Consider the following 14,277-nt stretch of genomic DNA (forward strand, 5'->3'; position numbering starts at 1 on the left):
CGAGTTGTGGCCGGTCAGCGCCTCTCGTCGAGACGGCGACCGATGGCGGGTCCGATGACCGCCCACGCCTTCCTGGTGGCCATGTCCCAATGCGAGACCGGCACCTCACGCGTGGTCACCAGCCCGTTCACGTAGGGATACCAGGCCTCGGTGGAGGACATCGGACGATCGGTCTCGGCGATGAAGACCGTCAGGTCACCGTCGTAGACCTCGGGACGATGCGTCGCGAGGACCGAGTACGAGTGCCGGACGCCCTCGACGATCCGGGTGATCCGTTCCGGGGACAGGCTGTCGAACGGAGCCGGCAGAGCCTGCACCACCTGCTGCGCGCTCTCGGCGGTGAGCTCGGTGAGGGGGATCTCCGCAGCCGGGCCCTCGGCCGGGATGCCGAGCACGTTCGCGACCGTCGGGGCGGTGGCCGCGGTGGGCTGCGCGTCGGCCCGCGCGGCCCCGGTCTCGGGGTAGGCGTCGAGGATCGCGAGGGTCGGGACCTGCTCCCCCGCCCGTCGCAGCCGGACCGCGACGGCGTGGGCGAGGATGCCGCCCATGGACCATCCGACGAGATGGTAGGGGCCGTGCGGGTGCGCCTGCCGGATGAGCCGGACGTACTCGTCCGCCCAGGCGTCGATGTCGCCGGGCAGGTCGTCCGCCTCGCCGAGCGCGGGCGACTGCAGACCGTAGACGGGACGGTCGCCGAGGTACGGCACGAGGCCGGCGAAGCCCCATGCGAGGCCGGTGACGGGGTGGATGCAGAACACCGGTGCACCGTCCCCACCGGAACGCAGCGGCAGCAGCGGGTCGAGCCCGGCAGTGCCGAGCGTGTCCGTCTCGGACGTGCTGTGCGAGTCGATCCGGGCGGCGAGTTCCTCCACACCCGGGTGCAGGAACAACCACGGCAGCTCGACGTGGGCGTCGAGGCGGTCGCGCAGGCGCGCGGCGACCTTGACCGCGCTGAGCGAGTTGCCGCCGATACCGAAGAAGTCGTCGTCGAGACCGACCGGGTCGTCGCTGCCGAGCACTTCGGCGTAGACCGACGCGACCGTCGCCTCCGTGCCGGTGCGCGGGGCGCGGTAGGGCGCCGTGACGACCTCCGCCTCCGGGAGGGCCTTGCGGTCGACCTTGCCGTTGACGTTAAGCGGGAGGGCGTCGAGGGTGACGAAGCCCTGCGGGACCATGTAGGACGGCAGCGTCCGCGCCAGCGCGCCGCGGATCGCGGTGATGTCGGGGGCTCCGCCGGTGGGGACGACGAACGCGACGATCCGGTCGCCGTGCTGCACCGTCACCACCGCGTCGCGGATCTGCGGCAGCGCCCGCAGCGCGGACTCGATCTCCCCGAGCTCGATGCGGAAACCACGCACCTTCACCTGGAAGTCGGCCCGGTCGAGGTATTCGAGCGTGCCCGACAGCTGATCGTCGTCGAACCGCCAGCGCACGAGGTCGCCGGTGCGGTACAGGCGTGTGCCGGGGTCGCCGAACGGGTTTGCGACGAACCGCTCGGCGGTCAGCTCCGGTCGGCCGGAGTAGCCGCGCGCGAGCTGGGTTCCTGCGAGGTAGAGCTCTCCGGCCACTCCCGGGGGCACCGGGTGCAGCCGCTCGTCGAGGACGAAGACCTGCGTGTTGGGGATCGGGCCGCCGATCGGAATCGAGCTCTCCCCCGTCTCGGTGACGCGGTGCGCGGTCACCGAGACCGCCGCCTCCGTCGGCCCGTACAGGTTGACGAGATCGGTGTGCGACCGCTCGAGGGTGCGTTCGGCCGTGTCGACGGGAAGCACCTCACCGATCGCGAGCACTCGTCGCAGCGAGTCGGGCAGTTCGCCGTCGGCGTCGTCGAGCAGCGCGTCGAGCATCGAGGGCACGACGTGCAGGGTCGTCACGTGCTCGCGGCGGATCAGGTCGTTGAGGTAGGCCGGGTCGCGGTGGCCGTCGGGTGCGGCGACGACGAGTTTCGCGCCGGAGGTCAGCGACGACCAGAACTCCCACACCGACAGGTCGAAGGTCGCTGCAGTCTTGAGCAGGACGGCGTCGCCCACGCCGAGGCGGTATTCCTTCCGCTTCCAGACGAGCTGGTTGACGATCGCCTCGTGCGGCACGACGACGCCCTTCGGCCGTCCCGTCGATCCGGACGTATAGATCACGTAGGCGGCGTTGCTCGCGCGCAGCGGGGCGAGGCGGTCGGCGTTGCGGATCTCCTTGCCGCTGTAGGCAGCGAGGTCGACGGTGTCGACCTCGATGGTCGGCCGGTCGCCGGGCAGGTCGAGGCGGTCGCGGCTCGTGGTGAGAATGCAGGCGGGGGCGGCGGATCCGAGGATGTACTCGACGCGTTCGCGCGGGTGGTCGGGGTCGAGCGGCAGATATGCACCGCCGGCCTCGACGACCGCGTACATCGCGACGACGAGGTCGATCGAACGTCGGATCGGGAGCGCGACGACCGTCTCGGGACCGACGCCGTGTTCGATCAGCATCCGTGCGAGGCGTCGCACCCGGTCGGCGAAGTCCCCGTAGGTGAGTTCGCTGTTCGCGTCGACGAGCGCGCACGCCGTGGGCGTCGTGCGGGCCTGATCGTCGAACAGGTCGGCGAGGGTCCGGCCGGGGCCCACCGCGAGCTGTTCGGCCTCCCAGGCTTCGAGCATCGCGGCGAGCTGGTCGGGCTCGTGCAGGTCGATGTCGCCGACCACGACGTCGGCGTCCTCGGCGACGGAGCGCAGGATGCGCAGGTAGCGGTCGACCATGCGCCGGATCGAGGGTTCCTCGAACAGGTCGGTAGCGTAACCGAATTCGATGTCGAATCCACCCGGTCCGCCGTCGACGCCTTTGTCGACGATCGTCACGTGCAGGTCGAAGCGGACCGACGAGGACGACGCGTCGAGCGCCTCCACTCGCAGGCCCGGCAGCTCGAGCGCGTCGATGGTGAAGTTGTGATACGACAACCCGACCTGGAAGAGGGGGTGCCGGGACGGCGACCGGACGGGGTCGAGCCCCTCGACGAGCCGTTCGAACGGGATGTCGGCGTGGTCGAAGGCATCGATGTCGACCGTGCGGGCCTGCTCGAGCAGATCGGCGAAGGTGCCGCCGAGATCGACCTCGGTGCGCAGCGCGAGCATGTTGACGAACATGCCCACGACACCGTCGAGTTCGGGCGCCGAGCGACCGGCGACGGGGGTCCCGATCACGACGTCGTGGGTGTTCGACAGGCGCGCGAGGAGTGCGGCGAGTGCGGCGTGCACGACCATGAACGGGGTGGTTCCCGCCCGGCGGGCGAGGCCGGTGATCGCCTCGTGGACGTCGTCCTCGAGTTCGACGCGCACGGCACCGCCGCCCGCGCCGAGGATCGCAGGTCGCACGTGGTCGGTGGCGAGATCGAGATGCTCGGGGACACCGGCGAGCGCGCCCGTCCAGTACGCGAGCTGACGGCCCGCGATCGATTCGGGGTCGTCGTCGGTGCCGAGGACCTCCCGTTGCCACAGCGTGTAGTCGGCGTACTGCACCGGCAGGGGCACCCAGTCGGGCGCGTGCCCACCGACACGTGCGGTGTACGCGGTGACGAGGTCGCGCACGAGCGGCGCGAGCGAGGTGCCGTCGCCGGCGATGTGGTGCAGGACGAGGACGAGCACGTGCTCGTCGGGTGCGGTCGCGAACAGGTGCGCACGCACCGGAACCTCGGCCGTGACGTCGAATCCGCGGCCCGCGACGCGCGCGAGATGCTCCGGCAACTCGCCGGCGGGCACCTGCTCGACCGGAACGTCGACGACGCGTGCTCCCGGTTCGAGGATGCGCTGCTCACCCACACCGTCGATCTCGGGGTAGACGGTACGGAGGGTCTCGTGACGCTCGACGAGGTCGGCGAACGCCGCGCGCATCGCGTCGACGTCGAGCCCACCGGTCAGACGCACCGCGAGAGGGATGTTGTACAGGGCGGATTCGGGATCGAGGCGGTTGAGGAACCACATGCGCTGCTGCGCGTAGGACAGCGGCAGGGGTGCGGGTCGCGGGCCGGCGACGAGCGGTACCGCGCGATCGGAGCCGGCCGCGTCGAGGTGCCGGGCGAGTGCCGCGACGGTCGGCTCGTCGAACAGCGCGGCCGCGCGGACTGTGACGCCGAGACGCGCGCGGAGGCGGCCGACGACGGACGTCGCGAGGAGCGAGTTGCCGCCGAGATCGAAGAAGTCGTCGTCGAGTCCGACCCGGTCCACACCGAGGACATCGGCGAAGACATCGGCGACGGCCTTCTCGGAAGCGGTGACGGGAGCGCGGAATTCGGCGACGGTCGTTCCCACCTCGGGAAGCGCCGCGCGGTCGACCTTGCCGGAGGGGGTCAGCGGGATGCGGTCGAGGGGCACGACCGCGGCGGGGACCATGTACGTCGGGAGCACGCCGGCGACGTGTTCGACGAGGCTGCCCGGATCGAGCGGGTCGTCGGTGCCGTGCACGTAGGAGACGAGTTGGGTCTCGCCGGCAGGGGTCTCGCGGCCGACGGTGAGGGCGAAGTCGACCCCTGGGTGCGACGCGAGTGCGGCGTCGATCTCCCCGAGTTCGATGCGGAATCCGCGGACCTTGACCTGGAAGTCGTTACGGCCCACGTAGACGATGCCCGACGAGGGCGTCTCGGGTCCGCGCACGACGTCGCCGGTGCGGTACATCCGCGCACCTCCCGGCGCTGCGACGAATCGCGCTGCGGTGAGCCCTGGGCGACCGAGATCCCCGCGGGCCACCCCCGGCCCTGCTGTGTAGAGTTCGCCCGCGACACCGACGGGGACGAGGTGGAGTCGCGAATCGAGCACGGTCTCCGTGACATTGCCGATCGGAGGTCCGATCGTCACCCGGTCGCCCGGGGTGAGGGGTTCGGAGATGTTCGAGACGATGGTCGTCTCGGTGGGTCCGTAGACGTTGTGGAAGCGGCGGCCCGGCGCCCATCGCGTCACGAGTTCGGGCGGGCACGCCTCGCCGCCCACCGCGACGGTGCCGAGTACCTCGAGACCGGCCGGGTCCACCGAGGCCAGCGCAGCGGGTGTGACGAATGCGTGTGTGACCCCGTGCTTCCGCACGACATCCGCGAACTCCGACCCGCCGAAGACGGTCAGCGGGGCGACGACCATCGTCGACGACGCACCCACCGCCAGCAGGAGTTCCAGCACGGAGGCGTCGAAACTCGGTGACGCGAAATGCAATGTGCGCGACTGCGACGAGAGTCCGTAGCGCTCCACCTGTTCGGCGCAGAAGTTGGCGAGCCCCGAATGCGTCACCACGACGCCCTTGGGGCGACCGGTGGAGCCGGAGGTGTAGATGACGTACGCCGCGTTCTCCGCACGGACGACACCGCGTCGCTCGTCGAAGAAGACGGGCTCCGAGGACATCCCGGCCGATTCGTCGCGCACCTCGGCCGTGTCGAGCACGAGTGCGGGTACCTCACCGGGCAGCGTGCCGGCGTGTTCCTCGGTGGTCAGGACGAGCCCGGCCCCCGAATCGTCCAGCATGTAGGCGATGCGATCGGCGGGATAGGTGGGGTCGACGGGCACGAACGCCGCGCCGGTCTTCGCCACCGCCCATGTCGCGAGGACGGATTCGAGCGAGCGCGTGAGGAACTGCGCCACGCAGTCCTCGGGACCGATTCCGCGCGAGATCAGAAGACGGGCAAGGCGTGACGATCCCGCGTCGAGTTCGCGGTAGGTGAGAGCGCCGGATTCGGAGACGACGGCGATGCCGTCCGGATTCCGTTCGACGGCGACGGCGAGCAGATGGGGCAACGATGCGGTCGGTGCGCTGCGGCGCAATCTCCGAGGGCTGCCCGACGTACGGATCCCGGAAACGGATCCCTCGTCCGAGTGGGCCGAGTCGAAGTCCATCGCATTCGTCGTCATACCACTCCCCGCTTCGCGCCGGGGGACGGTACGGCTGATGAACGCACGCCGAAACAGGCACGCGCCCTGGCGTATCGACGCGATCAGGCCCCCGACAGCCGGATCACGTACGCCGAACTACACGAGTCTCGCACAGGAGTACGAACGCTGCCACATCAGTGCCCGACACGGAGTGTCGAGTCGCGCTTGCGGACTTCGCAATTCGGACATACACGGCGGTTGCACCAGGCGGCGAGGAGCGGGCCGACGGTGCGACACGCGTGCTCGCCCGTCATCGCCCAGTGGGACACGTCGATGTCGTGGCGGTGCACCCGTCCGGTGACGAACTCGGTCCAGTCCCTCCGGGAATCGTCTTCCGGCGACGCCGAACTCCGCGACCCCACGAAGAGCAGGTCGCCGTCGAAGCGTCCCGGGTAGTGCCGCTCGAGAACGTCGAACGAATGACTGATGCCGCCGAGAAACGACTCCATGGACGGGAAGACGTCGCTGTCGAATTCGCCACGCCCGAGAATCGATGTGATATCCCCGACGTTCGGCGTGGCGCGGTCACCGTTGTCGAGACCGTTCAGGGCCGCGAGGGCCACCGACTGCGGATCGACGGACTCCGGTAGCGGGGCCGGGACGTGCGCATCGAGCAGGACGAGGGAGTCCACGGAGCTCCCGTGTCGTTGCAGTTGCACGGCCATCTCGTGCGCGATCACTCCGCCCATAGACCACCCGACGAGGTGGTAGGGCCCGTCGGGGTGCGCGCGCCGGATCTCGTCCACGTACAGGGCAGCCCATTCCCGGATCGATCCGGGAAGCTCCTCGGTGCCCGACAGCGCGGGCGACTGCAGTCCGTAGACCGGACGACCGGCGTCGATGAACTCCGCGAGCCGCGAGAATCCCCAGGCGAGGCCGACGACGGGGTGGACGAAGAAGACCGGCTCACCGGAGGCGGGTCCCGTGCGCAGGGGGAACACGACGTCGAACGCCGTGGACGCCGACTCCTCACCGTCGCGCTCGCTGCGTTCGATCCGCTCCGCCAGTTCGGCGACGACGGGGTGGGCGAACAGCCACTCGAGGGGCACGGGACGCTCCAGCGCCGCCGCGAGTTCGCTGACCGCCCGGACCGCGACCAGCGAGGTACCGCCCGAGCGGAAGAAGTCGTCGTCACGTCCGACCGACTCGATGCCGAGGACCTTCCCGAACACCTTCGCAACGGCGGATTCGACGGCGGTGGCGGGCGGACGGTGCTCGGCCGGCGCGGCCGGGACGAGTGGGAGGGCGTTCCGATCGAGTTTGCCGGTGCTCCCCTTCGGCAGGCAGTCGATCGCGCGGATGTCGGCCGGGACCATGTAGTTCGGTAACCGTTCGCCGAGCGAGGTCCGCAGGGCGGCGGTGTCCGGTTCGGTGCCGTCCGAGACGACCACGAAGGCCACCACGCGGTCGCCACGATGTGCATCCTGCTGCACCGTTGCCGCCGCGGCAGCGACGCCGGGGCATGCCCGGAGTGCGTCCTCGATCTCACCGAGCTCGATCCGGAACCCGCGGATCTTCACCTGGAGATCCCGGCGACCGATGTAGTCGAGTTCGGGTCCGCGTGCGCTCGTGACCCAGCGCACCAGGTCCCCGGTCCGGTAGAGACGCCCTCCGCTGCCGAAGGGGTCGGCGACGAACCTGCCGGCGGTCTCACCCGCCCGCGCGACGTAACCGCGCGCGAGTTGCTCGCCGGACAGGTACAACTCCCCGACCGCGCCGAGCGGGACCGCACCGAGGCGGTCGTCGAGCACGTGGACGCCCGTGTTCCACACCGGTGTCCCGATCGGCACGCCGTGGACGTCGGCGTCGGTCACCGGGTGATCGGTCACCGAGACGGCCGCTTCCGTCGGCCCGTAGAGATTCACCAGTTCGGCGTCGCTGCGGGCGGCGAACTCCCGCGCGGTCGCGGCGGGCAGGGACTCACCGATGGACAGCACACGCCGCAACGTCGACGGAAGTCGCTTCTCGACCCCCGACAGGAACATGCCGAGCATGGTCGGAACCCCGTGGAAGGTGGTGACCCGTTCACGCTCGAGCAGGGCGATCATGGCGCGGGGGTCGGGGTGGCGTCCCCGGTCGGCGATCACCAGCCGGCCACCGCACGTCGACCAGCCCCAGAACTCCCAGACCGACAGGTCGAAGGTCGCCGGGGTGTGCAGGACCGACACGTCGTCGGGTCCGAGGTCGAATCGCTCTCGCAGCCAACACATCTGATTGGTGACCGCACGATGGGTGACCGCAACACCCTTGGGGACCCCCGTCGAACCGGAGGTGAACAGGACGTACGCGATGTTCTCCGGTCGCAGCCGGGCGAGCCGTTCGGCATCGGTCACCGGCGCTGCGGACAGTCCGGCATGGGCCGGATCGTCGACGTCGATCACCGCGGCACCGCCGAGATCGACGGCTGCGGACGCCCCACCCACACGTACGACGACGGCGGGTTCGGCGGCCGCGACGATCTGCGCGATGCGTCCGGGTGGCAGGGAGGGGTCGAGCGGAACGTAAGCTCCGCCGGCGACGGACACCGCGTACATCGCGACGACCAACTCGACGGATTGTCCGATCATGAGGCCGACCCGGGTCTCGGGGCCGACACCGGCCGCGATCAGCGCACGCGCACACCGGTTCACACGCTCGTCGAATTCCCTGTAGGACACCGACGTTCCCTCGTGAACGAGGGCGATCGCATCGGGGCGACGATCGGCGTGCGCCCGGAACGGATCGGGAAGGACGGATGCGTCCGACCGGCGGTACTTTCCCCTGCCGATGTCGAGCAGCCTGGTCCGCTCGTCCTCTCCGATCATGTCGGCATCGCCGACGGGACGTGACGGGCAGTCCACGAGTGCGGCGAGCACGCGCGTGAACATGGACGAGAACGAGCGGGCGGTCTCCTCGTCGAACAGGTCGGCCGCATACGTGAGCCGACCCGCCAGCCCGCCGCACCGCCCGTCCTGGTCGACGCGTTCGCCGACGAGCAGATGCAGGTCGAACTGCGAGATACGAGTGTCGGGGACCAGACTCTCGACGGACAGACCGGGAAGGTCGAGCCGGGACGGTGCGAGGTTCTGGAACGACAGGCCCACCTGGAAGAGCGGGTGCCGTGCCAGGGATCGGGCCGGATCGAGCGCTTCGACGAGCCGCTCGAACGGCAGGTCGGCGTGGTCGAAGGCCTCCAGCACCGTCGCGCGACTGCGGTCGAGGAGTTCGTCGAAGGATTCGGCGGGGTCCACGACGGTCCGGAAGACGAGGGTGTTGACGAACATGCCGATGAGGTCGTCGAGCAGCGGATCGGTGCGCCCGGCGACGGGGGTGCCGATGGCGATGTCGCGCGTCGCCGACAACCGGGCGAGCATCACCGCGAAGGCGGCCTGGGCGACCATGAACGGGGTCGCACCGTGACGCGCGGCGAGTTCGCGCAACTGCTCGTGGACGTGGGCGTCGACCTCGACGTCGACACTGCCCCCGCGGTGCGACTGCACGGTCGGCCGGGGACGGTCGGTGGGCAGATCGAGCTGGTCGGGCAACCCGTCGAGGGCGCGCCGCCAGTAGTCGAGTTGCCGCGCGGCGACCGATTCCGGGTCGGATGCATCACCGAGCGCATCCCGTTGCCACAGTGCGTAATCCGCGTACTGGACGGCCAGCGGCGGCAACTCGGCCGTGGTCCCGGTCGCGCGGGCGGCGTAGAAGGCGGCGAGGTCGCGGGTCAGCGGCGCGAGCGACGCTCCGTCGGCGGCGATGTGGTGGACGACCACGACGAGCACGTGTTCCGTTGCATCACTGTCGTTTTCGATACTGCTACTGCACCGCAGCAGTCGGGCCAGGACCGGAACCTCACGGGTGACGTCGAATCGGGTCGAAAGGACGGCGTCGACCTCGGACCGCACGGCGTCGGGATCGACTTCGACCGGCAGGAGATCCGGCAGGAACGCCTCGATCGGGAGGACCTCCTGCACCGGGACACCGTCGATCTCGGGGTAGACGGTGCGGAGTGTCTCGTGCCGAGCGACGAGATCGCGGACCGCCGCCTGCATCGCCGCGGCGTCGAGATCTCCGGTCAGCCGGACGACGATCGGAATGTTGTATGCCGCAGAGGAATCGAATCGTCCGAGGAACCACATGCGTTGCTGCGCCAACGACAACGGCACCCGATCCGGACGCTGCCGCGCCGCCAACACCACACTCCCGACCCCGGCACCGGCGGTGTCGGTGTCGAGACGGGCCGCCAACTCCTGCACCGACGACGCCTCGAACACCACCGGCACCGCCACCCGATACCCCAACCGCGCCGACAACCGCGCCACCAACCGCGTCGCCGCCAACGAATTACCACCGAGATCGACGAACGAATCGTCCAACCCGACCCGCTCGACCCCCAGAACCTGCGCGACCTCCTCGGCCACCGCGATCTCCACCGGCGTCCGCGGCGCCCGATACTCGGCCACCTCGAACACCGGCGCCGGCAACGCCGCCCGATCGACCTTCCCCACCGGCGTGAGCGGCACCTCGTCGAGCACCGTCACCGACGACGGCACCATATAACCGGGCAACACCTCCCCACCGACGCCCGCACCTGCGCCGGATCGAGCACCGCCCCCGCCTCGGGCACCACATACGACACCAACGCCGACTCCCCCGACGCCAACGCCGCCCCCACCGTCACCGCGAAACCGACCCCCGGCACCGACGACAACACCGCATCGATCTCCCCCAGCTCGATCCGGAACCCCCGGATCTTGACCTGGAAATCACTGCGCCCCACATACTCGAACACCCCATCGCCGCCGCGACGCACCAGATCCCCCGTCCGATACATCCGGCCACCCGGGGTGAACGGATCGGCCACGAACCGCGCCGCGGTCAACCCGAACCGACCGTGATAGCCCCGCGCCACCTGCGCCCCGGCCACATACAACTCACCGACCACACCCTCGGGCACCGGACGCAACCGCTCATCGAGCACGAACGCGCCCACCCCCGATCGCCGACCCGATCACCACCGGCGCATCGGGCACCAGCTCCGCCGACGAGGTCGCCAGAATCGTCGTCTCCGTCGGACCATAGGCATTGAAGAACCGCCGCCGACCCGGCACCGACCACCGCCGCACCAGATCCGGGGTGAACGACTCACCCGCCACGACCACCACACGCAGATCGTCCAAGCCCGCAGGATCCATCGACCCCAACGCACCCGGCGTCATGAACACATGCGACACCGACTGCGACGCAATCACATCCGCCAGATCCGGACCACCACCGACCCCCGCCGGCGCCACCACCACCGTCGCCCCCGCCGAGAACCCCACCCCCAACTCGAGCAACGACACATCGAAACTCGGCGAACACACATGCAACACCCGCGAGGAGCCATCGACCCCGAAATGCTCACGCTCGGCCGACATCACCCCACCGATACCGGCATGCGAAACCACCACACCCTTCGGCCGCCCGTCGACCCCGAGGTATAGATCATCCACGCCGCATCCGACAGCTCGAGCGAACGCACCCGATCCGCATACGAAACCGGACGCGACGACAACTGCCCCACCCGCGCAGCCACCGACACCTCGTCGACCGCCACCACCGGCACCGACCCCGCCGCCTCGGCCACCACCTGCGCCACCGACGACACCGTCAACGCCAACACCGCACCCGAATCGGCCACCATGAACTGCACCCGCTCGGCCGGATAACCCGGATCCACCGGCACGAACGTCGCCCCCGACTTCGCCACCGCCCACAACACCACCACCGACTCGAGCGACCGCGGCACCGCCACCACCACCGCATCCCCCGGCCCCACCCCACGACCGATCAACCACCGCGCCCACCGCGACGACACCGCATCGAGCTCCCGATACGACAACGACCGAGAACCCTCCACCACCGCCACCGCATCACCGGCCGACTCCACCGCCGACACCAACAACTGCGGCAACAACACACCCCGACGACCACTACGTCGATTGGAACGGCTCGAAACTGGGGGTCGAACCCTGCCTGAACCGGGCGCTGTCACTCTTCCGAACCGTGGTCCTTCCTGGTCGGATTTCGCGTGCGTCACGTATCAAACTCCTCCCGACCGAGGCACCCCGACGTCCCTGGTCGCAAAGAAAGTTACCGGCCGAGAACAGATCCTGCAGGACCGCAGCGTCAACACGCGAATATGACCCGAAAACAGCGGATTATAGCACGGCGACGGCAGAGCCACCCTAAGGAATTCTAAAGTGACATATCTTACACTCAGCTCCACCTGTCCAGCGTGGACTCCGCTTCATGGGTAGCGTAGATCGCCATGAGCCGAGTAACCCTCTCTGTTGTAGTGCCCGCTTACAACGAGGAACGGTATATCCGGAAATGCCTGTCGACCCTCGCGCACAACCGTGAATGGATTGACGAAGTTGTGGTTGTCGACAACAATTCGACCGATCGCACGCGCGATATTGCAATGCTCTTCCGTGACCGTTTTGAGAAGTTTGCTGTCATCTCGGAACAGACACCGGGAGTGGTGCATGCCCGGAATGCGGGATTCAACGCCACTTCGGGTGACATAATAGCGCGCGTAGACGCCGATACGATCGTGGGCAATTCGTGGGCTAGGGCGATTCACGAATTCTTCCGGGAACAACCAGGGTATGCTGCAGTGACAGGACTATCATATCTATATGAGTCGCCCGTAGCCGGCTTGCAACGCACGATTTTCGATCGTTTCTCAAGGCGCTGGCGCTCAAAAGGATCGCGCCCAGTCGTTGTATTGTCTGGTGCTAATATGGCCATTCGTCGAAGCGCTTGGGAGACCGTGGAGAACAGCACGGCCGTATCTAGGGACGTCCATGAGGACGTCGATCTTTCCCTCTGCCTCTTGAAGCATGGATTTCAGCTCGGTCAAGCAGCGGATATGCTCCTTTCGGTTTCCGGACGTAGAGGAAATAGCAGTTTGAAGGATTACCTCTCATATACGAGAGCGACAAAGAGAACTTTCGTGCGCCACGGACACGACTATCTGGGTTTGCGTCTTCTACTCATCGCGAACATGCTTGTTCACGCAATTTTTCTTCCGCTGTACAAGAGTCATTCGTCAATATCACGCATCCGCGGCCTTGGTGGCGGGGCGAGAGCATTGCCCGTCGGTGATAGAGATTCTACGATGTAACATTACAGGTACGGTATTGCTCGAATCAGCCTGCTCTGAATTTCTTTCAGATTTGGAACAGCACAATATCCCCTTTTCAGGTCCTCCACAGCCTCCGGATCCCAGACGAGATCAGCATCGTACTGTGTTGCGGTCCCACCGAAGGCGGAATAGTAGTCCTCGAACTTGTACCGACCACCACCGATCCGGCCACTCAGCGCGATCCAAGCATTCGGGATGCCGAACGAATCGGCGACAATAAGGCCGTGAAGACTCGTCGAGAAGATGAACTCACATTCAGTAATGTCGGCAATGACATCGCGGGGTTCTCTGGACGGGTCGATAAGTGCGACGCGCCCCTGTTGCGCGAGGGCTCGTACAACCTCGTCTTTCTCATCCACATAATGGTAGACAAGACCAACCTTTCCAGTCACTACCGGTGAGCGGGGGTAGACTCTACTGGCAAGTAGGCCAGGGTCACCGAGGGCTACATCTCGGACCGGACGGATACGTGAGAGAGTGAGTTCTCCCCGAACCGCATAGAAATCGAAATCGGGATGATCCCAATTTCTCCCCCCCGCAGTGCCGCTAGCCATGAATCCCGAACCCCATACCTTCAGCCCACTTGGCGCACCCGCGCCCTGCACCATTTCCAGGATGGACCCGGCACCGATGAATTCACTCCGTTTGGGGTGAGCCCAAGTGCACGTAACTCCGGCGAGTCCATGGACGATTCCGGATGTGAGCTCGTCACCAAAATTCGGCCTGTCGGTAACAAGTCCCATGCGCCGCCACCAAAAAGTCCTGATGCCTTCGCGATGCGGCATAAATCGGTCCGATAACACTCTACGCATGTATGGGATCATGGTTTGCCATCGTAGCGGCAACTTGTCCCGCGGAGAACAGGAAAATCCCGGACAAGCCGACGACGCATACTTGCATCACAAATGTTTCGCCATGAAGACCGCTATTCTTTTCGAGAGCGGTTGTCTTCATCACATTCGATCCTCAGCAATGAGACGAACTCAAGATCTTCCCTCCCGCCGGTGTCCCAAGTCCGTAAGCAGGCACAGATCATTCGTCACCTACTTGTCCCGAGCTCCATGGAAGCGGTATTCCGGTCCTTTCGGTTCCGGGACGATCGCGACCACGCCGGCGCGCCGCTGCGGCAACCATCCTACTCACCGGGTGCCCCGTAGGGCGGACACCGTCAACGTTAATTCCGTCGTCATCAGCCGGCCACGGACTCACCCGGGCCCGCATCGAGCTACG

5 protein-coding genes and 1 pseudogene are annotated in these 14,277 nt (G+C 67.4%); 1 reads left to right on the forward strand and 5 read right to left on the reverse strand.

Annotated elements, in window-relative coordinates; genetic code table 11:
• Positions 1 to 14 precede the first annotated feature (14 nt).
• The 4 genes and pseudogenes from IM25_RS00470 to IM25_RS27550 form a co-directional block, all read right to left on the reverse strand.
• On the reverse strand, positions 15 to 5,855 hold the full coding sequence (locus IM25_RS00470; protein ID WP_065995632.1) for an amino acid adenylation domain-containing protein: 5,841 nt from the start codon (positions 5,853 to 5,855) through the stop codon (positions 15 to 17).
• 155 nt (positions 5,856 to 6,010) lie between these two features.
• Positions 6,011 to 10,426 carry an amino acid adenylation domain-containing protein gene (locus tag IM25_RS00475; protein ID WP_198162522.1) on the reverse strand — a complete coding sequence of 1,472 codons (4,416 nt, stop codon included), beginning with the start codon at positions 10,424 to 10,426 and terminating at the stop codon, positions 6,011 to 6,013.
• Positions 10,393 to 10,848, reverse strand: a complete 456-nt coding sequence (locus tag IM25_RS27320; protein WP_065995634.1) for an AMP-binding protein — start codon at positions 10,846 to 10,848, stop codon at positions 10,393 to 10,395. The genes IM25_RS00475 and IM25_RS27320 overlap by 34 nt, the downstream gene beginning before the upstream one ends.
• Positions 10,826 to 11,937, reverse strand: a pseudogene (locus tag IM25_RS27550) (AMP-binding protein). Before IM25_RS27550 ends, IM25_RS27320 begins: the two are co-directional and overlap by 23 nt.
• Positions 11,938 to 12,168: 231 nt before the next feature.
• Between IM25_RS27550 and IM25_RS25160 the strand changes: the two are divergent.
• Positions 12,169 to 13,026 carry a glycosyltransferase gene (locus tag IM25_RS25160; protein ID WP_080678480.1) on the forward strand — a complete coding sequence of 286 codons (858 nt, stop codon included), beginning with the start codon at positions 12,169 to 12,171 and terminating at the stop codon, positions 13,024 to 13,026.
• Between the two features lie 2 nt (positions 13,027 to 13,028).
• Here the strand turns inward: IM25_RS25160 and IM25_RS25165 are convergent, their stop codons facing one another.
• Entirely contained in the window at positions 13,029 to 13,790 is a 762-nt protein-coding gene (locus IM25_RS25165) for a polysaccharide pyruvyl transferase family protein (protein ID WP_157741786.1), read from the reverse strand.
• Positions 13,791 to 14,277: the final 487 nt, after the last annotated feature.

Origin of the sequence: Rhodococcus sp. p52 (assembly GCF_000763325.2) — a bacterium.
GTDB classification, from domain to species: domain Bacteria; phylum Actinomycetota; class Actinomycetes; order Mycobacteriales; family Mycobacteriaceae; genus Rhodococcus; species Rhodococcus pyridinivorans.